The sequence below is a fragment of the Mesorhizobium sp. P2_D6 genome (assembly GCF_056404315.1).
This window is the reverse complement of record NZ_JBFUEG010000005.1, coordinates 332579-355637: the sequence shown is the minus strand read 5'-3', so window position 1 is coordinate 355637 and position 23059 is coordinate 332579. Positions and strand designations below refer to the sequence as shown.

Annotated in this window: 23 protein-coding genes and 2 tRNA genes; 5 read left to right on the top strand and 20 right to left on the bottom strand. The window is 63.4% G+C overall.

The window, feature by feature from the left end:
- Positions 1-24 precede the first annotated feature (24 nt).
- From AC1D1L_RS13810 to AC1D1L_RS13800, 3 genes are all read right to left on the bottom strand, one after another.
- Entirely contained in the window at positions 25-849 is an 825-nt protein-coding gene (locus tag AC1D1L_RS13810; RefSeq protein ID WP_477342016.1) for a helix-turn-helix domain-containing protein, read from the bottom strand.
- A gap of 148 nt (positions 850-997) precedes the next feature.
- On the bottom strand, positions 998-1168 hold the full coding sequence (locus AC1D1L_RS13805; RefSeq protein ID WP_112565466.1) for a hypothetical protein: 171 nt from the start codon (positions 1166-1168) through the stop codon (positions 998-1000).
- Between the two features lie 52 nt (positions 1169-1220).
- Positions 1221-2006 carry a TSUP family transporter gene (locus AC1D1L_RS13800; protein ID WP_477342015.1) on the bottom strand — a complete coding sequence of 262 codons (786 nt, stop codon included), beginning with the start codon at positions 2004-2006 and terminating at the stop codon, positions 1221-1223.
- A 198-nt stretch (positions 2007-2204) separates the two neighbouring features.
- On the opposite strand from AC1D1L_RS13800, the gene AC1D1L_RS13795 reads away from it, so the two are divergent.
- Positions 2205-2636 carry a TerB family tellurite resistance protein gene (locus AC1D1L_RS13795; protein WP_477342013.1) on the top strand — a complete coding sequence of 144 codons (432 nt, stop codon included), beginning with the start codon at positions 2205-2207 and terminating at the stop codon, positions 2634-2636.
- A gap of 119 nt (positions 2637-2755) precedes the next feature.
- Here the strand turns inward: AC1D1L_RS13795 and AC1D1L_RS13790 are convergent, their stop codons facing one another.
- From AC1D1L_RS13790 to AC1D1L_RS13770, 5 genes are all read right to left on the bottom strand, one after another.
- On the bottom strand, positions 2756-4378 hold the full coding sequence (locus tag AC1D1L_RS13790) for an ABC transporter ATP-binding protein (RefSeq protein ID WP_477342011.1): 1623 nt from the start codon (positions 4376-4378) through the stop codon (positions 2756-2758).
- Complete coding sequence (locus AC1D1L_RS13785) at positions 4375-5244, bottom strand: ABC transporter permease (protein WP_477342009.1); 870 nt, start codon at positions 5242-5244, stop codon at positions 4375-4377. The genes AC1D1L_RS13790 and AC1D1L_RS13785 overlap by 4 nt, the downstream gene beginning before the upstream one ends.
- Entirely contained in the window at positions 5241-6188 is a 948-nt protein-coding gene (locus tag AC1D1L_RS13780; RefSeq protein ID WP_477342007.1) for an ABC transporter permease, read from the bottom strand. The genes AC1D1L_RS13785 and AC1D1L_RS13780 overlap by 4 nt, the downstream gene beginning before the upstream one ends.
- Positions 6185-7663, bottom strand: a complete 1479-nt coding sequence (locus tag AC1D1L_RS13775) for an ABC transporter substrate-binding protein (protein WP_477342005.1) — start codon at positions 7661-7663, stop codon at positions 6185-6187. The genes AC1D1L_RS13780 and AC1D1L_RS13775 overlap by 4 nt, the downstream gene beginning before the upstream one ends.
- A gap of 122 nt (positions 7664-7785) precedes the next feature.
- Positions 7786-9066 (bottom strand): acetylornithine deacetylase/succinyl-diaminopimelate desuccinylase family protein, encoded by a 1281-nt coding sequence (locus AC1D1L_RS13770; RefSeq protein ID WP_477342003.1) that lies wholly within the window; start codon positions 9064-9066, stop codon positions 7786-7788.
- A 223-nt stretch (positions 9067-9289) separates the two neighbouring features.
- Between AC1D1L_RS13770 and AC1D1L_RS13765 the strand changes: the two genes are divergently transcribed.
- On the top strand, positions 9290-9721 hold the full coding sequence (locus tag AC1D1L_RS13765) for a L,D-transpeptidase (protein ID WP_112565327.1): 432 nt from the start codon (positions 9290-9292) through the stop codon (positions 9719-9721).
- 4 nt (positions 9722-9725) lie between these two features.
- Here the strand turns inward: AC1D1L_RS13765 and AC1D1L_RS13760 are convergent, their stop codons facing one another.
- From AC1D1L_RS13760 to AC1D1L_RS13710, 11 genes are all read right to left on the bottom strand, one after another.
- On the bottom strand, positions 9726-10736 hold the full coding sequence (locus AC1D1L_RS13760; protein ID WP_477342001.1) for a lipid A biosynthesis lauroyl acyltransferase: 1011 nt from the start codon (positions 10734-10736) through the stop codon (positions 9726-9728).
- A 4-nt stretch (positions 10737-10740) separates the two neighbouring features.
- On the bottom strand, positions 10741-11769 hold the full coding sequence (locus AC1D1L_RS13755; protein ID WP_477341999.1) for a zinc-binding dehydrogenase: 1029 nt from the start codon (positions 11767-11769) through the stop codon (positions 10741-10743).
- 36 nt (positions 11770-11805) lie between these two features.
- Entirely contained in the window at positions 11806-13077 is a 1272-nt protein-coding gene (locus tag AC1D1L_RS13750) for a beta-ketoacyl-ACP synthase (RefSeq protein WP_477341998.1), read from the bottom strand.
- A 42-nt stretch (positions 13078-13119) separates the two neighbouring features.
- Positions 13120-14310 (bottom strand): beta-ketoacyl-ACP synthase, encoded by a 1191-nt coding sequence (locus tag AC1D1L_RS13745; RefSeq protein WP_477341996.1) that lies wholly within the window; start codon positions 14308-14310, stop codon positions 13120-13122.
- Positions 14311-14366: 56 nt separating this feature from the next.
- Entirely contained in the window at positions 14367-14648 is a 282-nt protein-coding gene (locus tag AC1D1L_RS13740; RefSeq protein WP_006335407.1) for an acyl carrier protein, read from the bottom strand.
- Between the two features lie 177 nt (positions 14649-14825).
- A complete protein-coding gene (locus tag AC1D1L_RS13735) occupies positions 14826-15971 on the bottom strand; it encodes a slipin family protein (RefSeq protein ID WP_477341994.1) in 1146 nt (381 codons plus the stop codon).
- A 362-nt stretch (positions 15972-16333) separates the two neighbouring features.
- A tRNA-Met gene (locus tag AC1D1L_RS13730) sits at positions 16334-16400 on the bottom strand.
- A gap of 1 nt (position 16401) precedes the next feature.
- A tRNA-OTHER gene (locus AC1D1L_RS13725) sits at positions 16402-16476 on the bottom strand.
- Between the two features lie 215 nt (positions 16477-16691).
- Positions 16692-17240, bottom strand: coding sequence for a histidine phosphatase family protein (locus AC1D1L_RS13720; RefSeq protein WP_477341992.1), 549 nt, complete (start codon positions 17238-17240; stop codon positions 16692-16694).
- Between the two features lie 34 nt (positions 17241-17274).
- Positions 17275-17799: a hypothetical protein gene (locus AC1D1L_RS13715; RefSeq protein ID WP_477341990.1), complete on the bottom strand. Its 525-nt coding sequence runs from the start codon at positions 17797-17799 to the stop codon at positions 17275-17277.
- A complete protein-coding gene (locus AC1D1L_RS13710; protein ID WP_477341988.1) occupies positions 17684-18091 on the bottom strand; it encodes a caspase family protein in 408 nt (135 codons plus the stop codon). Before AC1D1L_RS13710 ends, AC1D1L_RS13715 begins: the two co-directional genes overlap by 116 nt.
- Positions 18092-18200: 109 nt before the next feature.
- Between AC1D1L_RS13710 and AC1D1L_RS13705 the strand changes: the two genes are divergently transcribed.
- From AC1D1L_RS13705 to AC1D1L_RS13695, 3 genes are all read left to right on the top strand, one after another.
- Complete coding sequence (locus AC1D1L_RS13705; RefSeq protein ID WP_112565340.1) at positions 18201-19151, top strand: AEC family transporter; 951 nt, start codon at positions 18201-18203, stop codon at positions 19149-19151.
- A gap of 194 nt (positions 19152-19345) precedes the next feature.
- Positions 19346-20803 (top strand): NAD-dependent succinate-semialdehyde dehydrogenase, encoded by a 1458-nt coding sequence (locus tag AC1D1L_RS13700; protein WP_477341986.1) that lies wholly within the window; start codon positions 19346-19348, stop codon positions 20801-20803.
- A gap of 181 nt (positions 20804-20984) precedes the next feature.
- Positions 20985-22010 carry an aldose epimerase family protein gene (locus AC1D1L_RS13695; protein ID WP_192257688.1) on the top strand — a complete coding sequence of 342 codons (1026 nt, stop codon included), beginning with the start codon at positions 20985-20987 and terminating at the stop codon, positions 22008-22010.
- Between the two features lie 7 nt (positions 22011-22017).
- Here AC1D1L_RS13695 and AC1D1L_RS13690 read toward each other — a convergent pair whose 3' ends face one another.
- On the bottom strand, positions 22018-22938 hold the full coding sequence (locus AC1D1L_RS13690) for a sugar kinase (protein WP_477341984.1): 921 nt from the start codon (positions 22936-22938) through the stop codon (positions 22018-22020).
- Between the last annotated feature and the right edge of the window lie 121 nt (positions 22939-23059).

The window sequence follows — 23059 nt, the reverse complement described above, 5'->3', positions numbered from 1 at the left end:
CCGCTCGCCCGTCTTGAAGAAATGTTACCTCAGCGCTGTGGGGGGATCGCCGGCGAGCTGGCGGAACTCCCGCACCAGATGCGCCTGGTCGGCATAGCCGCAATCGGCGGCAATATCGGCCCAGTCGCTTTGGTCCTGCCGCGACAGGCCGAGCGCCCGGTTGAAGCGCACGATGCGCGAAAGCGTCTTCGGCCCGATGCCGGTCGCATTGGAGAATTTGCCGGCGAGATGTTTCCGGCTCCAGCCCAGTTTCTCGGCGATGGTTGAAATGCGGGTCCGGCCGCCAGATGTAACGATGCGGTCGTAGGCCCAAGTGATTTCAGGCGGCGTGTCAGCCGCGTGCGCGAGACGGGTGGCGACGAAGGCCTCGGCGAGATCGAAACGCGTCGCCCAGTCCGGCGCGTTACCAAGCCGTTCACGCAACGCCATGCCCTCGGCGCCAAGCACATCGTCGAGCACGATCATGCTGTCGGTCAGCTCGCTCATCGGGAGGCCGAAGAAGCGGCGGGCGCCGAGCGGGGTGAAGTTGATCTGCACGCAGCAGGCGGCGCCAAAGGATTCGATGATTACCGGGCCGGCAAACAGGCCGGCGGCGAAACTGGCGAAACGGTCATTGTCGCCGGGATCCTTGCCAAGGCCGATGGCGAACGGCTCGGCGAAGCTGACCACCAGCGGCACGGTCAGCGAGGCATATTCGATGTTGCGGAAATGGCCGGGCGCGGTTTCGCGATAGCCGCAAATCTCCGACACAATGCCCTCGAGCGCGGGCGGCGGAGCCCGCCGGCGCATCTCGAACCGCCCGGCGATGGAGAGATCCTGTTCCTTGCGGCGCTGCATATCGATCGGCATTGGCCATCCTTCGCCAATCAAATCTAGCAGACGCCCAATCCCGAATCAAAACGGGGCCTGAATCAAAACGGGGCCTGAATCAAAAGGGGTCGAAAGCAAAAGCGCCCGGCTTTTGGCCGGGCGCTTCGGTTGCCTGAGATATGCGTGCTTAGGCGCCGCGCATCATGCAGCCGGCGGCAAGCACGATGTAGGCGATGAGCATAATCCAGACCGATGCCAAGGGAATAAACGCAAGAACGCCAAGTGCGGCGAGAACGCCGATGATGGCGATGACAAGGGAAATAATGAAAATAAGCTGAGTGGGTGCACTAAGATTCATGTGTGGTCCCTCCAACATGATTCGTACTGCTACATTCTATCAGGGCGTGGGCTCATACACCAATTAGCTGGCGTAGTGGGTTTGCCGGATCGGCCAGCAGCTTGATCGCCAGCGCCAGGCAGATGATCACCAGCAGCGGCTTGATCAGCCTTGCGCCGATGCGGATGGCAAGGCTGGCGCCGAGGCGCGCGCCAAGGAACTGGGCGACGCCCATCATCAGCCCGATCTTCCAGTAGATGACGCCGGCGACGGCAAAGACGATGAAGCCGCCGATGTTGGAGGCAAAATTGAGCAGCTTGGTGTGCGCCGTCGCCTTCAGTACGCCGAAGCCGGCGAGGCTGACGAAGGCCAGCATGTAGAAGGAGCCGGCGCCCGGCCCGAACAGGCCGTCATAGAAGCCGACCAAGGGGGCGACTGTCAGTCCGAACAGGAAGGGCGACAGGCGCTCGGCGCGATCGATATCGTCCATATTGGGCTTCACGGCGAAGTAGATCGCGATGGCGATCAACAGCAGCGGCAGCAGCGCCCGCAAGAGATCGCCGGGCACGAAGGCCGCCAGCAAGGCACCGACGGCGCTGCCGGCAAGGGCCAGAAGCGCGGACGGCAACTGACGGCGCAGATCGACATGGCCTTTCATGGCGTAGTGGATGGTGGCCGACGCGGTGCCGAAAATGCCTTGCAGCTTGTTGGTTCCAAGTGCTGCGACCGGCGGGAAACCGGCAAGCAACAGAGCCGGGATGGTGATCAGGCCGCCGCCGCCGGCTATCGAATCGACAAAGCCGGCGGCAAAGGCGGCGAAGGCGAGCATGATGATTGTCTGGGTGGCGAGGTCGAACATCGGGATTTTCTGGGCATTCCGGCGGGAAAAGAGATGCCGCGCCTTCGATCATGACGACCTGGTTTGCGCAAGGCCGAATCCGCGCACCGCTATCCAGGCACGTTGCGCTTGGATTTCCTGTAGTGCATGTCATTATCCCAAAGCCGCTGCGCACTTTTGGGTCATAGGCACCGGGCGGACTAGCAAAAGGGGACGTTGTTGGCGATGGCATTGCTCGATCAGATACGCTCGATCTTCGATGGCGACCCCGGCGTGCGCAAGGTTGCGGACGACCCGGTGTTGTCAGCGGAACTTCTGATGCTGTTTCGCATGATCCTCGCCGACGGTTCGGTTTCGGAGAGCGAGATGGTCGCCTTCCGGCGTATCTGCAGGGAGGCCTTCGGCATCCCGGAAACCAGCATCGACGCGGTCATCGAATACCTCAACGAGTTCGGCTACGAGACCAACGGCTCGCAGGCCATCGCGCTGTTTCGCGATCTCGATGTCGAGCGGCGCAAGCTGCTGGCACGCCATATGGCCGAGATCGCCAAGGCCGATTCGAAACTGGCCGAGAGCGAGGTGCGGCTGCTCCGCCGTACGCTCGACCTGCTGGACATCAGCCCGATCGATGTGGTGAAGCCGGAAGAGTGAAGCCGGAAGAGCTGGGCTCGACGGCGGCTAGCCGGGTCCCCGCTGCTTCGCAGCGTCCCAGCGTTCGCGACCTTTCATCGTGCCACTGGCACGATGAATTCGCTGCGCGAACCGGCCGCTCACCCCTGTTCCTGCATGCGCCGTGCGATCGCCCGGTGCAGGTCGGGAGCAGCCGCCACCAGCGCCTTTGCCGCCTCCGACTGGGGATGGTCGAGCACATCACTCGTCTTGCCGCGCTCGACGATCCTGCCGTCATGCATCACCAGCACCTCGTCGGTGATGGCGCGGGCGACGGTCAGATCGTGGGTGATGAAGAGATAGGCGATGCCGAGCTTCTGGTTGAGCTCGGCGAACAGATCGAGGATCTGGGCGCGGATCGAGACGTCGAGTGCCGAGACCGGCTCGTCGGCGACCACCAATTTCGGGCGTGTGATGATGGCGCGCGCGATCGACAGGCGCTGGCGCTGGCCGCCGGAAAATTCATGTGGATATTTGTCCATGTCGCTGACGCCGAGGCCGACTTCTTGCAGTGCATGCGCCACCATCTCGCGGCGCTCGGCAGGCGTCGGCTTTTTCTCCAGCACATGCAGCGGCTCGGCCACCAGTTTCTCGACCTTCTGGCGCGGGTCGAAGGAACCGTAAGGGTCCTGGAACACCACCTGCATGTCGCGCCGCGCTGGCTTCAGCTCCGCCTCGCTCCTGCCGGTGATGGTTTCGCCGCGGAAGCGGATCGTTCCCGAGGTAGATTTGTCGAGCGCCAGGATCATGCGGGCCAGCGTGGACTTGCCGCAGCCGGAGCGGCCGACCAGCGCCACCGATTGACCCGGCGCCAACGACAAGGAGACGTCGTTGACAGCTCGGATCGGGGGCGCGGGTTTGAACAGGGAGATACGCCGCCCAGGATAGTCGCGCGTCACGCCTTCGACCTGAAGCAGGGGTTTGCCTTGGCCGGTAGCATGCGCCTTGGGGCGCGCCGGCACGTGCATCGAGGCCAGCGCCAGCTGTCGCGTGTAGGGATGCAGCTGTTCCGACAGCGTGCGCGCGGTGTCGCCGGCTTCCATCACCTCGCCATGGCGGAGGATGGTGATGCGGTCGGCCATTTCGGTCACGACGGCGAGGTCGTGCGAGATCAACAGCAGGCCCATGCGGTTTTCGCTGACAAGGCCGCGCAGCAGGTCGAGGATCTGCGCCTGCAGCACCACGTCGAGCGCCGCGGTCGGCTCGTCGGCGATCAATAATTTGGGTTTCAATGCGCAAGCAATGGCGATGACCACGCGCTGGCGCTGGCCTCCGGACAGTTCGTGCGGATAGCGCGACAGCGGGAATTTCGCCTCGGGCAGGCCGACGCGGTCGAGCATTTTGCGCGCCCGGTCTTCGGCCTCGGCACGGCTGGCCTTGGTGTGCCAGCGTATGCCTTCGGCGACTTGTTCGCCGATGGTTTTCACCGGATTGAGCGCCGTCATCGGCTCCTGGAAGACCATGCCGATATCGTCGCCGCGCAGCGCGCACATCTGGTCCTCGGTCGCCGCCAGGATGTCGATGCCGTCGAAGGTGACGCGCCCGCTGGTGCGCGCGGCATGGGGCAGAAGCTGCATGATGGTCAGCGCCGTCATCGATTTGCCGGAGCCGGATTCGCCGACCAGGCCCATCACCTCGCCCGGCGCGACGGAGAGCTCTATCCCCTTCAGGATCGGCGTGTCGCCGATCGCCAGCGACAGGTTCTCGATCTCCAGCAGGCTCATCGCTGCCGCCGCGATTTCGGGTCGAGGATGTCGGCAATGCCGTCGCCCAGCAGGTTGAGGCCGAGCACGGTGATGACGATGGCCATGCCCGGGAAGATCGCCATCCATGGCGCCACCACCATGCGCGTCTGGGCGTCGAACAGCATGCGGCCCCAGCTCGGCATTGGCGGCTGTGCGCCGAGGCCGACATAAGACAACCCGGCTTCGGCGAGGATGCCGAGCGCGAACTGGATGGTGCCTTGCACCAGAAGCAGCGTGGCGATGTTGGGCAGCACGTGTTCGATGCTGATCTGAGTCTTGCTCTTGCCGGCAGCGCGCGCGGCGAGGATGAATTCGCGCGGCCAGATCGCCAGCGCGCCGGCGCGGGCGACGCGGGCAAACACCGGAATGTTGAAGATGCCGATGGCGATGATGGCGTTGATCGCGCCCGGCCCGAAGATGGCGGTGATCATGATCGCCGACAGCAGCGCCGGGAAGGCGAAGACGAGATCGTTCAGCCGCATCAGCGCCTCGTCGACAAATCCGCCGCGCGCCGCGGCAAAGGTGCCGAGCGGCACGCCGACGCCCATGCCGATGCCGACCGCGACCAGTGCCACGGCGATCGAATTGCGGGCGCCGACCATGATCATCGACAGGATATCGCGGCCGAAATGATCGGTGCCGAACCAGTGCGCCGAAGAGGGCGCGAGCGTCTTGTCCGAGATCACCAGCTTGGTCACGTCGTAAGGCGTCCAGACGTAAGAGACGAGCGCCATTGCCACCACCAGCACAGTGATGGCGAAGCCGATGAGGAAGGAGCGGTTGCGGAATGCCTTGACCAGGATGCTGCCAAACGTCTCCTCTGGGATGTCGACGTGCAGCGTCATTGACGGCCTCGAAGGCGGGGGTCGACGATAGCGTAGGAAACATCGACGACGAGGTTGACCGCAATGACGGCGACGACCAGCAGCATGACGATGCTTTCGACGACAATCAGGTCGCGCTGGGTGATCGCCTGGAACACCAGCCGTCCCAGACCGGGCAGATAGAAGACGTTTTCGATGATGATGGTGCCGGCGAGCAGGAAGGCGAATTGCAGACCGAGAATGGTCAGCACAGGGATCATCGCATTGCGAAGCGCGTGCCGCCACAGCACAGCGCGGTAGGGCAGGCCCTTGGCGCGAGCGGTGCGAATATAGTCCTCGTTCAGCACCTCGATCAGCGCCGAGCGGGCGACGCGAGCCAGGATCGCCGCCTGCGGCAGAGCGAGAGCTATGGCGGGCAGCAGCAGCGATTTCAGCGCCGGCCAGACACCGGCACCCCAGCCGGGAAAGCCGCCGGCCGGCACTAGCCGCAGCCAGACGGCAAAGAGGTAGATCAGCATCAGCGCGAACCAGAAGTTCGGCACGGCAACGCCGAGTTGGGCCGCGCCCATGGCGATGGTGTCACCGGCCCGGCCGCGCCGGCTGGCGGAATAAAGCCCGACCGGAATGGCAATGATGGTCGACAGCGCCAGCGCGATCAGCGCCAGCGGCAGGGAAACCGCCATGCGTTCGCGCACAAGGTCGATGACCGGCACCGAATAGGTGTAGGAGCGGCCGAAATCGAGGCTGAGCAGGCCGCCCACCCAGTGGAGGTAGCGATAGGCCAGTGGCGCGTTGAGCCCCATCTGGTTGCGCAGCAGCTCGACCTGCTCGGCGCTGGCGTTGAGGCCAAGCATCAACCGTGCCGGATCGCCGGGCAAGATTTCGAGCACGGCGAATACCACCATCGAGGCCAGGATCAAGGTCGCGATGGCGATGGCGAGGCGTTTGAGGAGGTAGGCGGTCAATCCGTCCACTTCACCTTGGTCAGGTCATTCGCCTGGATCGGCGCGTTCTCCCACAAGCCTTGCAGCTTGGCGTCCCAGACGCCGACCTTCGGCAGTTCGTAGAGGAAGCCGACCACGGCATCGTCGGCCAGGATCTTCTGCGCTTCGCCGAGCAGCGTGTTGCGCTTGGCGTCGTCGGAGGTGAGGTTCAGCTCGGCGATGATCTTGTCGAAGGCCGGATTGTCGTAGTTGAAGTAATAATCCTTGCGCGAATAGATATCGATGTCGTTGGGCTCGGTGTGGGAGACGATGGTCAGGTCGTAATCCTTCTTGGTGAACACCTGATCCAGCCACTGCGCCCATTCGACCGGAATGATCTCCAGATCGATGCCGACGTCGCGCAGCTGCGAGGCGATGATTTCGCCGCCGAGGCGGGCATAGGAGGGCGGGGGCAGTTTCAGCGTCGCCTTGAAGCCGTTCTCCAGGCCGGCCTGCTTCAGCAATTCCTTGGCCTTGTCGACATTATGCGGATAGAGGCCGGTGAGGTCGACATAGGCCTTGCTGGCCGGCGACATGTGCGAGCCGATCGGCACGCCGAGGCCGGCCGAGGCGCCGTCGATGATCGCCTTGCGGTCGAGCGCAAAAGCAATCGCCTGCCGCACCTCCAGCTTGTCGAAAGGTGGCTTCTTGTTGTTGATCGCCAGAATGGTTTCGCCTTCGGTCGAGCCGATCACCACCTTGAAACGCGGATCATCCTTGACCTGCGCGACGCTGTCGGGATCGAAAAACGGGAAGGCCTGGATGTCGCCGGAGAGCAGCGCCGGCACGGCGGCCGCGGCATCGGGGACGATGCGGAACTCGGCCTTCTCGAGGGAAACCGGAGCGCCCCAGTAATTGTCCGATTTGACCAGGGTGATCGACGAGCCCTTGGCCCAGCTCTGGAATTTGAACGGGCCGGTGCCGATGGGCTTTTCCTTGTTGGTCTCGGCGCTTTCCGGCGCCACGATCACCGCGTCGCCCCAGCCCATATTGTAGAGGAACGACCCTTGCGGGTTCTTCAGCGTGACCTTGACCGTCGCCGGATCGACGACGTCGACCGTGTCGATGGCCGCGAACAGGCCCTTTTGCGCGTTGACGGAATTGTCGGCGCGGGCGCGGTCGAGCGAGAATTTCACGTCGCTGGCATCGAAATCGGTGCCGTCATGGAATTTGACGCCGGTGTGCAGCTTAAAGGTGTAGACCTTGCCGTCATCGGAAATGGCCCAGCTCTCGGCGAGATCGGGCACCACTTCGCCGTTCGGACCAATGCGGGTCAGGCCCTCGAACACGTTGGCGTAGAGCACTTCGTCGATCGCCGCGGCGGCACCGGCGGTCGGATCGAGATGCGGCGGTTCGAGGGTAATGCCGATCACCAGGTCGGTACGCGCGGCAAACGCCTGAGAGCCGGTGGCCAGCGCCAACAGCGCGGCGGCAAGAATGGTTTTCCACAATTTCATCGTGCAACTCCCAAATGCTCGAACCCTGGTGCGATAGAAGCGTGATTTCGAGGTGGAGTAAATTGCGTTTCGTGCTCTGCAGCGGCGCCGGGAGGAATGTTTTTTCGGCTGATGTCGACGGATCAGCCAGTAGCCGTTCCTCTGAGCAGCACATTGAGCCCGATCGCCATCACTTTGGCCGATTCCACCATATCCGAGATACCGACCCATTCGTCGGGCCGGTGGGCGAGATCGAGAATGCCCGGACCATAGGCGATGCAATCGTAGAGGTGGCCGATGCGGGCAATGTGCTTCTGGTCGTAAGTGCCTGGCGAAATAATATAATCCGGCTCGCGGTCGAAGATCGCCATGATGCCTTGCGCCACCGCCTTGACCACCGGCGCATCACGCTCGGTCATCAGCGGCAGAACCTCCATCAGGTCGCGGATTTCGTAGTCGAACTTTTTGCGCTCGCGCTTAAGCCGGTCGAGGATATCGGTCACTTCGCTTTTGACCGTGGCAAGGTCCTCCTCGAGCAGGAAGCGGCGGTCGATGGTCAGCCGGCAAGCATCGGGCACGTTGGGCGAGGGCAGGCCCGGGCGGAAATCCTCGGTCTGGCCGCCATGGATCGAATTGATGTTCATGGTCGAGCGCTTTGCCCCTTCAGGGACGACAGGCATGCGCGTCACCTTGCGGTCGAGCGCCGGAAACAGCTCGTCCTCGAAGGCCTGCAGCACGGCGCCCATGTGGCGCACCGCATTGTCGCCGAGGAACGGCATCGAGCCATGCGCGATCTCGCCCTTGGTCTCGATCTCTGCCCACCAGACACCGCGATGGCCAAGGCAGATGCGGTCCTTGTTCAGCGGCTCCGGGATGATGACGTGGTCGACCTTCGGTTTCGAGAAATAGCCGAGCTTTGCCAGATGGGCGACGCCGCCGAAACCGCCGGACTCCTCGTCGACGGTGCCCGAGATTTCGATGGCGCCGGGAAAATCGGGGAAAACCTCCATGAACGCTTCGGCCGCGATGATCGAGGCGGCGAGGCCGCCCTTCATGTCGCAGGCACCGCGCCCGTAGACCTTGCCGTCCTTCACCACGCCGGCAAAGGGATCGACACTCCAGCCTTCGCCGGCTTCGACGACATCGATATGCGAATTGAAATGGACGCAGGCGCCGGGCGAGCGGCCGTCGAAGCGGGCGACGACATTGACGCGCGGATAGCGGTCGGTATCGCCGGGCGTGCCCTCGGCGCGGATAAATTCGGTTTCGAAGCCGCGCTTGCTTAGCCGGGCAGCAATATATTCCGCGCAGGGGCGATAGGCTTCACCCGGCGGGTTGATGGTCGGGAAGCGGATCAGGTCGGCGGTAAGCCGGACCAGTTCATCCGAACGGTCGTCGATCGCTTTGAAGAGTCGTTCGTTCATCAGCGGAGTTGAGCAACGAACGGGTGGTTTTTGCAAGTGTCACGCCGCTAGCGCCGAAACTACGTTTTGCAGCGGCAACTATGGCGGGAAAATCGTTCAAATTCGCTGCTTTAGATTGGCGATTTTATCAAGGAGTGTGTGTTAGATCACTCACCTGTCGTTAAAAAGATGAAAAACCGCGTGATGACAGAGCAGGCAAGGGGCATCAAAGGGGTTTGATCTCATGACTAAAATCGTTCTCATGGCGGCAGCTTTTGCTGCGATGCTGTTCGGCACGTCCATCGAAAGCCGGGCTGCTTCGCTGGTGGCCAGCATCGACGTCTCATCGCAGACCATGACCGTCAGCCAATATGGCCAGGTGCTTTACCGGTGGAACGTCTCCACCGCACGCAGCGGCTATTTCACGCCGCGGGGCACCTATCGGCCGCAGCGGACGGCGCGGATGTGGTATTCGAAGAAATACCACATGTCGCCAATGCCTTATTCGGTGTTCTTCCATGGCGGCTACGCCATCCACGGCACCAATGCGGTAAGGCAGCTCGGGCGTCCGGCCTCGCATGGCTGCGTGCGGCTGCACACGGCCAATGCCGCGGCCTTCTATTCGATGGTGCGGGAAGTCGGCTTCGGCAACACCCGGATCGTGGTGACGAACTGACGACCTAAGATTGACGCTGCCGCTGGCCGGCAGCGTCCTTGGACTGTCCACGCCGGCGGCGACGCCGGCCTGAGATTTCCCACCTCTTGTGGAACCACATCCACTGTCCCGGGTCCTCGCGAACCCAGCGCTCGACGACGTCGGCGAGCAGTTGGGTGGTGGCCGGTACGTCGACACTGCCGCTCTCATTGCGCGGTAGGGTGAGCTTGTCTTCGATCTCGAGGCGGAAGCGGTTGCGCGGCAGCCTTACGCAGCGGGCCGGATAGACATCGCAATCATAGTGGCGGGCGAGCATGCCCAGAACCGGATTGCTCTGGCACGGGCGGCCGAAGAAGGTCGTCTCCAGCCCGCTCGAGAATTTCTGGTCGACCAGGACGCCGATATTGCCGCCATTCTCGAGAATGGACGCCAGCGCGAAGGAGGCGCCAGTGGAGGAGGGCAACAGAGCGCCCATGCTCGAACGGCGGGTCGAGTGGATGTAGTCGGCGAGGTACGGGTTGTTGGGCGGGCGAAACAGCGCCGTGATCTGCATGCCGAAGGTCGCGGCCGCCACCGGCAAAAGCTCGAAATTGCCGAGATGGCCGGTGAACAGGATGTGCGGCTTCTGCTCGGTGGCGATGTGCTTGAAGTGATCGGCGCCACCGACTTCGACGCGCCCGGGCGTCGTCGCGTTCGGGTCATAGTCGAACAGCGCATCGAGGAAGATGTATTCAGTGGCGAGGCGGGCCATGTTGCCCCACATGTCGGAAGCGATAGCCTCGATCTCGGCGTCGCCCTTGTCGGGGTAGGCGAGACGCAGATTGTTGACAGCGACGCGGTGGCGTCCCACCCGCGGGCCGATGCGGCGGGCGGCGCGGTCGGCGAAATTGAGCGCGCTGTCGGCCGGCAGCAGACGCAGCAGCGAGATGATCGTCATCGCCGCACGCGCCACCAGCCAGTGCTCCATCTGGCGCAGTCTTCGGCCATAGCGGAACATGAAGTCCCGACGGGCTTTCTTGAACACCTTGCCGACCATTGTCCTAGGAAACGCGCAGGATGATCTTGCCGAACACGTCGCGGCCTTCCATGCGCTTCAGCGCGGCGTCGATACCGTCGAAGTCGACTTCGGTGTCGATGACCGGGGCGACCTGACCCGCCGCCATCTTCTGCATGGCGTTGGCCATATTCTCCATGCGGCAGCCGAAAGAGCCGAGCAGCTTCAGCTGCTGCTGGAAGAGCTGCATCAGGTTGATCTGCGTCGACACGCCCGAGGTCGAACCGCAGGTGACCAGGCGGCCGCCGCGCTTGAGGCACAGCATCGAGGCGGCAAAGGTGTCGGCGCCGACATGTTCGAAGACGACGTCGACGCCTTTCTTCTTGGTCAGCTTGCGCACGACGCCTTCGAAACGGTCGTCACGGTAGTTGATGACATGGTCGGCGCCGAGCGCCTTGGCCTTGTCGATCTTGTCGTTCGAGCCGACCGTGGTGATGATGGTGCAACCCATGCGCTTGGCCAGCTGGATCGCCGCCGAGCCGATGCCGGAGCCGCCGGCATGGATCAGGATGGTTTCGCCGGGTTGCAGCTTCGCATTGTCGAACAGCATGTGCTCGACCGTGCCGAAGGTGACGGGCGCGACGGCGGCGCCGACATCGGTCACGCCGGGCGGGGCAGGGACCAGCAGGCGCGCCGGCAGGTTGATCTTCTCCTGGGCAAAACCGTCGAGATGGAAGCCGTGCACGCCCGATACATGTTCGCAGAGATTGTCGCGGCCTTCGCGACAGGCACGGCAGAGGCCGCAGGTGCGGGCGCCATAGATCGACACCAATTGCCCGGGCAGCAGGCTGGAAACGCCGGGACCGACGGCCTCGACTTCGCCGGAGGCTTCGGCGCCGACGACCAGCGGCAGCTTGCGCTTGGCAAAGGCCATGCCGCGCCAGCCCCAGACGTCGATGTGGTTCAGCGCCACCGCCTTGATGCGCAGCGTGACCTCACCCAGTGCGGGCGGCGGCGGGGGCGGCAGGTCCACCGTTTCAAGACGGCGGTCCTCGATAAGTTGCAGTGCGCGCATAGGGCCTGTCGGTTCTGTTCGAGCGGAACGGCTCGCTTAGACCGGTTCCCGCGCCATGACAAGGCAGGTGTTCTGGCCGCCAAAGCCAAAGGAGTTTGACAGAACGCTGCGAACCTCGGCGTTGCGCTTCTTGTTCGGCACCACGTCGAGCACGATTGCCGGGTCGGGATTGTCGTAGTTGATGGTCGGCGGAATGACGCTTTCGCGCATGGTCATCAGCGAAAATGCCGCTTCGACGGCACCGGCGGCCGAAAGCGTATGGCCAATCATCGACTTGTTGGACGAGATCGGCATCGAGCCGATGCGCTCGCCGAAGACGGTCGACAGGGACAGGTGCTCCATCTTGTCGTTTTCCGGCGTCGACGTGCCGTGGGCGTTGACATAGTCGATCTCGTCCTCGCTCAAGCCGGCATCGGCAAGCGCGGCACGCACGGCGGCGATTGCCGGCGAACCGTCGGGCTTGGAGCGGGTGCGGTGGAAATCGTCGGCCTTTTCGCCGCAGCCGCGCAGGATGCCGAGAACGCTGGCGCCACGGGCAATGGCAGCCTCAAGCGATTCCAGCACCAGCGCGCCGGAGCCTTCGGCCAGGACAAAGCCGTCGCGGTCCTTGGAGAAGGGTTTTGAGGCCTTTTCCGGGATGTCGTTGTGGGTCGACAGCGCCGACAGCAGCGAGAAACGGATCAGCGCCTCGGCGGTTGCAGAGCCGTCGGCGCCGATCGACAGCGCCCGGGCGCATTCGCCGCGGCGGATTGCCTCGACGCCGAGCTGGATGGCGGTAGCGCCCGATGCGCAGGCCGTCGACAGCGTGATTGGCAGGCCGCGCGTGCCAAACCGGTCGGCCAGCCGGTCGGCGATGGAGCCGAACTGTGTTGTTTCGAATATGTCCAATTCCTTCAGGCCGCGCGCCACCCTGAGCAGCCTCTCGGCGCCGGCGTCCTTGTTGTCGGAATTGTAGAGCGAGAAGCGATCATGCCAGTCGAGCTCGACCGGCGGCGAGGCGAGGAAGAGCGGCCCGCCGAAATCAGAGGAATCGAGGCCGGATTCGGCCACGGCCTCATTTGCTGCGGTTTCGGCCAGCTCGTAAGTCAGGAGGCTGGCGCCCTTAGAGCTAGAATCCAGGAAATCGACCATGCCGGAGATGCGGGTGTTGAGATGGTCGACGGGAAAGCGAGTAATCGGGTGGATGCCCGATTTGCCGGAGGTCAGCGCCGCCCAATTGTCTGCCTTGCCGACGCCGAGCGAGGTCACCACGCCGATGCCGGTGACGGCGACGATCGGCCGGCCCATGTGATCTCTGAGATTGGCCATCCGGAACCTCTTAACTTTGCAGCATGATCGCGCAGCACTGCTTCAAGCAGTGTTGACCAGCGCCATGCCCTCGAATTGGTGATAGCCGATCGCCGTTGCAAGCACGGTTTGCGGAATGCCTTCGAACGGCTTCTCGGTCGCGGCGTCGAAAACGGGGTAGGCGGCCTTGCGGTCGACAGCCAGTGCGGCGAGCGCCACAGCGAACGGAAACTGCGCTTCCTTCATATGCCCGGTCAGCGTCGCGAAACCGCGCGCCGATATCGCCGGATTGGCATCGAGCGCTGCCTTCTCGGCTGATGTTGCCGTATGCGCGCCGGAAGCGCCGGATATGGCAAGCAGCTTGCCGTTGGGGAGTGCTGCCTGTTTGAGCAAGGTCGCGATCTCGGCGTCGAGTTCGCCGCGCGAGCGCCGGGCGCGGCCGGAGACGACCGGTCCGAGCTCGGCATAGATCTTGCGGCCACGGCTTGTCGCGTGTTCGCGCTGTTCCAGCACCAGGAAGGCGCCGCCGGAGCCGGAGACTAGGCCGCCACCCTCGGCACCCTGTCTTTGCCAGACCGGCTTCCATGGGCCACGGTGCAGGTAGCCGGCCAGTTCATAGCCGAGCAGCATGTCGGAATGTTCGGTCTGGAAGGCGCCGCCAACCAGAATATGCGTCGACTGTCCCGAGCGGATCCGCGCGGCGGCCGTCTCGACGGCGGCGACACCGGCCCCTTCCTCGCCCATGAAGGTCCTCGACGATCCGGTCACCTTGTGGACGATGGAGATGTTGCCGGCGAGCAAATTGGAAAGCTGGGCCAGGAACAAGGTCGGCCGCAATTCGGTGGTCAGCTTCTCGTTCAGCAGCACGTCGCGGTCGTTGCGGCTTTCGGAAGCGGCGAGGATGGCGGCATCGACCGCCTCGTCGCGCTCGCCGCCGCCGGCGGCGACAACCATGTCCATGGTCGTGCAAAGCTCGTCATTGCCCTTGATGCCGGCATCGTCCAGCGCCAGGCCGGCGGCATAGGTGCCGAGCCGCTGCCAGGTTTCCATCTGCCGCTGGTCACCACGCTTGGCGATCTGCAGGTTCCAGTCGATCTCGGGCAGCGGATGGACGGTATAGGGCGCAAAGCGTGCGGCTTCGAGCACCGGCTGCAGGCCAGGCTGCGCCAGCTTCTGCCAGTGTGCGTCCGGACCCTCTCCAAGCGAGGAGACAAGGCCAATGCCAGTGATGACGACGTCGCGGGGGCTGCTCATGAGCGGCTTTGTGGGTCAGGCGGCGCAGCCCGTCAAGGCCGCGCGCTTGCCCGATATCAGGCGTTCTTGGCGGCGACCAGCGCGTCGATCTTGGCGCACAGGTTCTTCATGACGAAGTAATCGTCGGTCGAGGCCTTGCCGTCATTGACTTCCTGGGTCCACTTTTCCAGCGGCACCTTGATGCCGAATTCCTTGTCGATGGCAAAGACGATGTCGAGGAAATCGAGGCTGTCGATGCCGAGATCGTCGATCGTGTGGCTCTCGGGGGTGATGGTGTCGATATCGATCTCGCTGGTGTCGGCAATGATCTTGGCGACTTTGTCGAACGTGGTGGACAAGGGCTCTTCCTTCGGTTGCGGGCGGAATCTGTCCGCATCTGGTTTGGGCGCTGTCTAATCGGTTTTTCCCGGCAGGAAAAGGCCTGATGCGCCGGGCGCAGATGGGGAGGGGTCTCAAGAAGCGCAAGAAGGGCCGCCGGCTGACCCGGCGGCCCTTCCATTTGACGTAACATCAGCTCAGCTCTCGCGCAGCTTGACGATGTCGTTGAGCAGTCCGCCCGTTCCGTTGTGGACGGTCAGCCGCTCGACCTTGCCGGCGATGGTTTCCAGAGCCTCAAGCTCCTTCAACCGCAGCATCACCGGGTTCTCGGCCATCACCCTGGCTGTGTTGAGGAGCGAACGCGTGGCGTTCGTCTCTTCGCGGCGGCGGATGACGTTGGCCTCGGCCTGCTTTTCGGCCGAAACCACCTGGTTGAGGATTTCGCGCATCTCGCCCGGCAGGATCACATCCTTGAGCGAGATATCGCTGACCTCGACGCCGATCGCGGCCATGTCGGCTCGGACCTTGGCCGCCGCCTCCTCGTCGACCGTCACCTTCTTTTCGAGGATCTGGTCGAGCGTCAGCGCGCCAAGCGTCTTGCGGAAGGCGTACTGCAGGGCGCGGTAGAGGGCTTCGGAGAAGTCCTTCACCATGCTCACCGCCTTGACCGGGTCGACGACCTGGTATTCGGCGGCGATGTTGACCCGGATCGTTACCCGATCCTTGGTCAGCACTTCCTGCCCGGCGACATCGAGCGACTGGCGCTTGAGGTCGACGACCTTCACCTGCACCATGCGTCCGACATTCCAGAACGCATGCACGCCCGCCGACAACGTGCGCACCAGCACACCGTCGACGAACAGCAGTCCGGCCTGGCCATCGACGACCGGATGGACGGACATCAATTCCGTCTTCCTGCTTTGGCCGAGCCGGCGCATCAGCTCCGGATCGATGGCAAGATCGACTGCGGTGTCGACCAGCGTTACCTTCCACGGGCCGGCATCCGTCCACAGCACCAGCTTGCGGTCCGGCGCCAACGCAGCATGCAGATTGCCGTCACGCTCGATGACGGCGACCTCCGTGCGTCCGGTGCGAACCACGGTCAAATGACGCGCGGCCACATCCGGGAGCTTGTCGAACAACGCCTTCTCGTACGCCGAAACGAATTCCGGGTTCTTCAGATCGTGCCGGGACACTTCAAGGTTGCCGCGCCGGTTGACGAGCGAATGCTCGCCCGGCAGCAGGACAGCCTTGATCTCCCCCTTGTAGAGGGTGAGGGCACGTTCGTTTTCCTTCACGAGGACGCGCTCGCGTCCAAGAACCTTGTCGAGAATAGTCGTCATTGTCTTACTCCTGTCGGGCATGGCCCCATGCGAGGCGTCACGTCATGCGTCGATCTTCCCTTTCGTTTCTCGTTTCACTTCGTCGTTCCCGGCACGAATGATCCGGGGACCGGTGGCATCAATCCGTGGCGGGCCCTCGGGAGCGGATCGCGGGGCAGCGAAGCGGGCGCCGGAGACCGAAGCCTCCCTTGCCGGCGACACTGCGCCTTGACCATCACCGCGGGCCTGGCCGCGAGTCGATGGCGTCAGACCGTTCGAACCGGCCTTGGCCTGTGGGCTTCGGCGGCTCGTCAGGTCTTCAGCATTCCGGTCCCGGACCGTTTTCAGATAACACCGTGAAAGGGTGGTGGCCTGTCAGCCATTGGAGAAGGATTCGAACCTTCGACCGTCAGATTATGAGTCTGATGCTCTACCCAAACTGAGCTATCCGTGGTGCAGAAGCAGGATTCGAACCTGCGACCTCCGGATCCAAATCCGGCGCTCTCCCAGACTGAGCTACATCCGCGATCCCAATCCCCAAAACGGCGCCGTATACAGGGCGGCAAAGCCGCCTGCACGGGCGGAGACGAAAGCTCCAACCGTTGTGCTCGCTTCGGTTTTCGTGACCGGGAGCGCGCCTATAGACCCTGCGACGGGTTGTCGCAAGCGGCATTTGGCGGCGAATTTGCGGCTTCTTTCGGCGGTGGTATTTCGGCAACAGTGCGCGGGATGGCGGCCTTGTCAGAAAGTGACGCGGCCGAGCACGCGCAGGCCGTCACCTTGCGGCTCGACCACCACCGCTTCGCCTTCGCGCGGCGAGACGCCGGTCAGCGCGACGATGTTTTCGAGATGGGTGACCATGACCAGATTGTCGGAGCCGGAATAGGCACGGATCTCCTTCATGACCGCGTCGAGCTGCGCGGCCTTCTCGGTCGGATCGCTCTTCAGGAGATCGAGCGGTGCAAAAAGCTCCGGCTCGGCTTCGAAGGCGATACGGGCGGTGTCGAGGCAGCGGCAGTAGCGGCTGGACAGCACGCGCTCGATGGGCGCGGCGCGGGCGCCGAACAAGGCGCCGATCTTGCTCGCCTGTTGCTTGCCGCGGGCCGACAAATTGACTTGCGTGGCGCAGTTGTTGATGTCGAAATTGGCGGGGTCGGTGGTGCCGGTGACCAGCGCGTGGCGAAGCAGCACGACATGGCCGCCGTCACGCAAAAGCGCCCAGCCGGCATCTGTCGCATGGGCCGCGGCCGGGACAACAAGCAGAAATAGCGCCAGCACAAATCGAATCATCTGATACCTTCCGAGAGCCGGATGTCGGCCCCGGTTATTCGCATATAGGGATCGGAAAGCCGGCACAAAGACAAGCGAAAGGCAGACGCTCCGTCCGCAACTTCACTTTTTTCGCCATCTGCTTCTTCGCCAGATCGATCTTCTGGTCGGTGAGCGGGATGGGGATCGTGTAGCCGGCTTCAGTAAAGCCCTGCTTGGCGTTCTCGAAGAATTCGATCGCCTTGAGATATTCCGGCTTGCCCGCCCCATAGCTGGCGCGGTTCCAGTGGACGTCACCAAGATTGTTCTGCTCGAAGGCCCACTGCAGCGGCTGACTTTCGCGCGTAAACACCTTCAGCGTCGCAGTGAACGCCGCTTCGGCGTCGTTGAGATAGTTGTCGGTCCGCTGGAGATTGCCGAGATTGAGCAGGCTCATACCGATGCCATTTTGAGTATTGGCCCAGTCAACCGGTGCTGCCTCGATGGTGAGTATTTCGAGCGCTGCCCGCCGCGCCGCAATCGAATCCTGCAGGGTCATGGCCGGAATAGTAGATGAAGGCGACGTCGGCGCCTTCGGCATCCTCGGTAAACCGCTCCAGGTCGCGCTTCAGCTTGGCGGCATCGCGATCGGTGACGTTGCGGGCATCGAAGCCGAGGTCGGTCAGCATCTTGGCCATGTCACGGGCGTCATTGGCCGGATTGGCAAGGGCCGCGATATGGTCGTATTTCGACTGGCCGATGATCAGCGCGACGCCCTTGAGGCTTTTGGTCTCAGTGGCCTGAGCCACCGATACGGCAAGGCAAAGCAGCACGGCGACGAAAGCCGCCAGCCGCCGGACAAGATTGCCTTTCGAGGTGCCGACAAAGGCCATTGTCGTGTCGTCCGCCCAGTGATCCAAACCCTCTATAAGCCTGCCAGCCGACGATGATCAAATTCGGGCGCGATTGCGCCGCGAGCATGGCTCGCTTATCCCTCTGGAAATGTCGCCGCTCACCGAAACCGTCCTCTTCGTCTTCAGCCTTGTCGCGCTCGGCTATATCGCCGGGTGGACCGGCTATCTCAGGCCGGCGAGCGGTGAGGGCATCTCCGAATTCGCCATCAACGTGGCGATGCCGCTGCTGCTGTTCCAGACGATGGTGCGGTCCGACTTCCATGGTGTCGCGCCATGGCCGCTGTGGGGCGCTTACTTCGCGGCCGTCGCCATCACCTGGGCCGCCGGCCATCTGGTCACCACCCGTGTCTTCGGCAGGGATTCTCGTGCCGGTGTCGTTGGCGGCGTGTCGTCGGCGTTTTCCAATGTCGTGTTGCTCGGCGTGCCCTTTATCCTCGGCATATTCGGTGCGGATGGCTTCGAGGTGTTGTCTCTGCTGGTCTCCGTGCATCTGCCGACCATGCTGATGGCCTCGATCGTGCTGTTCGAAGTGTTCGGCCGCGGCAGCGGCGAACCCGTGCATCCTTTGCGCGTTGTGCGTAGCTTCCTCAGGCGGCTGTTCATGAATCCGTTGATCATCGGGATTCTGGCGGGGCTCGCATGGCGCATCACCGGTGCACCGCTGCCTGATGTCGCCATGCGCCTGGTCGATGCGCTGGCCGCTACGGCAGGGCCGGTGGCGCTGTTCGCCATGGGGCTCAGCCTGCGCCGCTTCGGCATTTCGGGCAATGTCAGGCCGGCGTTGGTGCTTTCGGCACTGAAACTGTTCCTGATGCCGGCGCTGGTGCTTGTCTTCGTCTGGTTGCTCGGCCTGCCGCCCTTGACGGCCAAGGTGGCGGTGATGGTGGCCGCGATGCCATCCGGCGTCAATTCCTACCTGATCGCCGTGCAGTTCAACACCGGCCAGGCGCTAGCGTCGAACCAGATGACCATCGCCACCGCCTGTGCCGTTCTCACGACGACCTTCTGGCTGACGGTGGTGGTTCACGTCTTCGGTTAGGCCACACGGCAATTTGCCTGTTGCGGCTCTCGTCTTGCTCTGGCCCAACCCCTATATGCCATCTTGCGATTGCTTGCGGGGCTTGCCCTAGGTTAAGAGCAGTGGCTTCAGCGTGCCGGCTCCGCAGCCTTTGCGCACGCTCATCGAAGAGATCCAGAAACCGGCCCGTCAGTGCGCCGAACGGAGGCTAGACCATGCTTCAGAAAACCAGCCATTTCATGCGCCAGGCCAATCTCATCAATGGCGAATGGGTGCAGGCCGACACCGGCCAGACGGTCGACGTCAACAACCCGGCCACCGGCCTCAAGATCGGCACCGTGCCGAAGTCGGGCAAGGCGGAAACCCGCCGCGCCATCGAAGCCGCCGCCGAAGCCTTCAAGAGCTGGCGCAAGACCACCGCGCTCGAACGCTCGAAGCTCTTGCGCAAGCTGCATGACGCGATGATGGACAATCAGGACGTGCTGGCCGAACTGCTCACCATCGAGCAGGGCAAGTCGCTGGCCGAATCCAAGGGCGAGATCGGCTCGGCCGCCGCCTACATCATGTGGTTCGCCGAGGAAGGCCGCCGCACTTACGGCGACGTCGTGCCGTCGCCGTGGGGCGATCGCCGCATCCTGGTGATCAAGGAGCCGGTCGGCGTCATCGCCGCGATTACGCCGTGGAATTTCCCGTCCTCGATGCTTGCCCGCAAGCTCGGCCCCGCACTTGCCGCCGGCTGCACCGCCGTCGTCAAGCCGGCCTCGCAGACGCCTTACTCGGGTCTTGCCTGGGGTGCGCTGGCCGAGGAAGTCGGCTTCCCCAAGGGCGTCGTCAACATTCTGACCGGCTCGGCTGCCGAAATCGGCGATGAGATCTGCGCCAACCCGCTGATATCGAAGATCACCTTCACCGGCTCGACCGAGGTTGGCAAGATTCTGATCCAGAAGTCGTCGGTGACCGTCAAGAAAGTGTCGATGGAACTCGGCGGCAACGCGCCGTTCCTGGTCTTCGACGATGCCGATCTCGACCGTGCCGTTGCCGGTGCGATCACCGCCAAGTACCGCAATTCCGGCCAGACCTGCGTTTGCACCAACCGCTTCCTCGTGCAGGCCGGCATCTACGACAAGTTTGTCGAGAAGCTGGTCGCAGCCAGCAATGGCCTGAAGGTTGGCTCGGGCCTCGAAGAGGGTGTGCAGCAGGGACCGCTGATCGACGTGAAGGCGGTCGAGAAGGTCGAGGAATTCATCGCCGACGCCACGTCCAAGGGCGGCAAGGTTGTTGCCGGCGGCAAGCGCCACGCGCTTGGCGGCTCGTTCTTCCAGCCGACTGTCATCGCCAATGCCAAGCCTGACATGCGCTTCATGAAGGAAGAGATTTTTGGCCCGATCGCCCCGGTGTTCAAGTTCGAGACCGAGGAAGAGGCCATCGCGCTCGCCAATGACACCGAGTTCGGCCTTGCCGCGTATTTCTACACCGGCGATCTCGGCCGCGCCTTCCGGGTCATGGAAGGTCTGAAATACGGCATGGTCGGCGTCAATGAAGGCCTGATCACCACGCCGGAAGCGCCGTTCGGCGGCGTCAAGGAATCGGGCCTCGGCAAGGAAGGCGGGCATCAGGGCATCGAGGATTACCTCGACACCAAATATGTCTGCATCGGCGGCCTCGGCCTCTAAATCGCTGACGGGGCAGGGCAGGCCATGCGCCTGCCCTTGCCAGACCAGCCGGCCTAGAGCGGTTCAGCGGAAACGCCGAACCGCTCTATCTCTTCGTTTTTCGCAATTCCGGACGGAAAACCGTTTCACACTTTTCCTGGAATTGCTCTAAGTCGACAGATCAACGAATTAGCATTTGGGCATAGCGATGAAGGACGGCGAGGTCTTCGGCACGACGCAGGCGGGCGAACCCGTCCGCCGGTTCACCATCCGGGGCGGCGGCATCAGCGCCAACATCATCGGGCTCGGCGCGATTATCCAGGATCTGCGGCTTGCCGGCCATGACGCGCCGCTGGTGCTCGGCTATGACCGCTTCGAACCTTATGAGACCGACCGGGCCTTTTTCGGCGCGGTCGTCGGCCGTTATGCCAACCGCATCCGCGACGGCCGCTTCACCATCGCCGGCCAGCGCTACCAGACCGAACGCAATTTCCTGGGCAAGCACACGCTGCATGGCGGTTCGCGGGGCTTTTTTCACCGGCCATGGACGGTTTCGCTGCACGGCCGGGATTTTGTCACGCTGACGCTGCACGATCCCGACGGCACGATGGGCTTTCCCGGCGCGCTCGACGTCACCTGCACCTACCGGCTGAAGATCCCCGGCACGCTCTCCATGGAGCTGACCGCCACCTGCGAGGAGCCGACGCTTTGCAATCTGGCGCAGCATTCGTACTTCAATCTCGACGATGGCGGCAGCAGTGACATTCTCGACCACCGGCTGATGCTGAATGCCGGCGCCTACACGCCGGTCGATGGCGAGATGATCCCGACCGGCGTGGTCAAGCCTGTCGACGATACCCCGTTTGACTTCCGCCAGGCGCGGCCGCTGCGCATGGAAACGGAAGGCGAGCAGCTCCCCTACGACGTCAATTTCTGCCTTGCGTCCAGCCGTGGTCCGCTTCACCAGGTGGCGTGGGCGCAAGGCGCCAATTCAGGCGTCGAGATGGAGGTCTGGACCACCGAGCCCGGCCTGCAGCTTTACACCGGCCAATATGTCACGCCGACCTCGGGCGGCCTGGGCGGGCGGCGCTACAAGGCGTTTTCCGGCTTTTGCCTCGAAGCACAGGCCTGGCCCGACGCGCCGAACCGGCCCTATTTCCCGCAGGCCACGCTGTGGCCGGGACAAATCTATCATCAGGTCACGGAGTATCGTTTCCGCTTACCCTGAGATTTCCTCAGCTGTTGAAAGCGGTTTTCAGCGTTTCGAACGGCGCCAGCGCACCGCGCACCTGCACGACAGCGGCGGCGACGCGATGCGCACGCTGCACGGCCTCTGCCGGCGCATGGCCGGCAAGCCGGGCGGCGAGATAGCCGCCATTGAAGGAATCGCCGGCGCCGGTGGTGTCGACGGGGGTGGCGACATGCTGGGCCGGGACCGGCTGCAGGGTTCCGCCAGTGGCGATCGATGCCGGCTCCTCGCCATTCTTGACGACGACTTCGCCGACCAGTTTTCCAAACCGCGCTGCGGTCGCTTGCGGCGCGGTGTCGCCAAACAGCATCTGCTCGTCGGGGAAGGTCGGCAGCGCGATATCGGTGACGGCAAGCGCATCGAAGATCGCAGCTTGCGCCTCTTCGCGACTCTGCCAGAGGCGCGGCCGGTAGTTGGGGTCGAAGGCAACCAGCGAACCGGCAGCGCGCGCCTTGGCCACCGCTGCCAGCAACGTCTTGCGCCCGGCGGCGTCGAGAATTGCCAAAGTGATTCCGGAAAAATACACAAGCGCCTGGTTTTCAAGGCTTTTTGCCAGGGCGACCGGGTCCGACGCAAGCCGCCTGGCCGCCGCGTCGCCGCGCCAATAGGTGAAGGCGCGTTCGGCGCCGGTCAAGGTGATGGCGTAAAGGCCGGGCCGGGCACCCGGGATGACCGGGCTGGCGCCGATGCCGATGCCGTTTTCTGCGAAAAAGGAAATCTGACCCTGCGAGAACGGATCGTCGCCGAAGGCAGAGACGTAAGTGGCGGGCCTCTCGCCGCTCAGCGCATGCAGTGCCCATAGCGTGTTGAACGTGTCGCCGGCAAAGCCCATGCGCCAGTTGGGCCCGGTCTGGCCGGACAGTTCGAGCATGCATTCACCGATCGAAGCGATGCCGTCTGCTGCCATAATTCTCCCTCGGGGTTTGGTTTCGGTCCTGTAGCTTTTTGCAGCCGGCAGCGCCATGCTTGGCGGCGACGGATTTTTGCGCCAGAAGCGTTTTCCCACAGAAGCGGCGGGACGCGAATTG

Coding starts and splice junctions, on each gene's coding strand:
- AC1D1L_RS13760 (WP_477342001.1), bottom strand. CDS start 10,736: ATGGTCGGCAAGGTGTTCAAGAAAGCCCGTCGGGACTTCATGTTCCGC.
- AC1D1L_RS13785 (WP_477342009.1), bottom strand. CDS start 5,244: ATGACGCTGCACGTCGACATCCCAGAGGAGACGTTTGGCAGCATCCTG.
- AC1D1L_RS13765 (WP_112565327.1), top strand. CDS start 9,290: ATGACTAAAATCGTTCTCATGGCGGCAGCTTTTGCTGCGATGCTGTTC.
- AC1D1L_RS13770 (WP_477342003.1), bottom strand. CDS start 9,066: ATGAACGAACGACTCTTCAAAGCGATCGACGACCGTTCGGATGAACTG.
- AC1D1L_RS13805 (WP_112565466.1), bottom strand. CDS start 1,168: ATGAATCTTAGTGCACCCACTCAGCTTATTTTCATTATTTCCCTTGTC.
- AC1D1L_RS13800 (WP_477342015.1), bottom strand. CDS start 2,006: ATGTTCGACCTCGCCACCCAGACAATCATCATGCTCGCCTTCGCCGCC.
- AC1D1L_RS13700 (WP_477341986.1), top strand. CDS start 19,346: ATGCTTCAGAAAACCAGCCATTTCATGCGCCAGGCCAATCTCATCAAT.
- AC1D1L_RS13715 (WP_477341990.1), bottom strand. CDS start 17,799: ATGCCGAAGGCGCCGACGTCGCCTTCATCTACTATTCCGGCCATGACC.
- AC1D1L_RS13705 (WP_112565340.1), top strand. CDS start 18,201: ATGTCGCCGCTCACCGAAACCGTCCTCTTCGTCTTCAGCCTTGTCGCG.
- AC1D1L_RS13755 (WP_477341999.1), bottom strand. CDS start 11,769: ATGCGCGCACTGCAACTTATCGAGGACCGCCGTCTTGAAACGGTGGAC.
- AC1D1L_RS13745 (WP_477341996.1), bottom strand. CDS start 14,310: ATGAGCAGCCCCCGCGACGTCGTCATCACTGGCATTGGCCTTGTCTCC.
- AC1D1L_RS13775 (WP_477342005.1), bottom strand. CDS start 7,663: ATGAAATTGTGGAAAACCATTCTTGCCGCCGCGCTGTTGGCGCTGGCC.
- AC1D1L_RS13710 (WP_477341988.1), bottom strand. CDS start 18,091: ATGGCCTTTGTCGGCACCTCGAAAGGCAATCTTGTCCGGCGGCTGGCG.
- AC1D1L_RS13735 (WP_477341994.1), bottom strand. CDS start 15,971: ATGACGACTATTCTCGACAAGGTTCTTGGACGCGAGCGCGTCCTCGTG.
- AC1D1L_RS13750 (WP_477341998.1), bottom strand. CDS start 13,077: ATGGCCAATCTCAGAGATCACATGGGCCGGCCGATCGTCGCCGTCACC.
- AC1D1L_RS13810 (WP_477342016.1), bottom strand. CDS start 849: ATGCCGATCGATATGCAGCGCCGCAAGGAACAGGATCTCTCCATCGCC.
- AC1D1L_RS13720 (WP_477341992.1), bottom strand. CDS start 17,240: ATGATTCGATTTGTGCTGGCGCTATTTCTGCTTGTTGTCCCGGCCGCG.
- AC1D1L_RS13790 (WP_477342011.1), bottom strand. CDS start 4,378: ATGAGCCTGCTGGAGATCGAGAACCTGTCGCTGGCGATCGGCGACACG.
- AC1D1L_RS13690 (WP_477341984.1), bottom strand. CDS start 22,938: ATGGCAGCAGACGGCATCGCTTCGATCGGTGAATGCATGCTCGAACTG.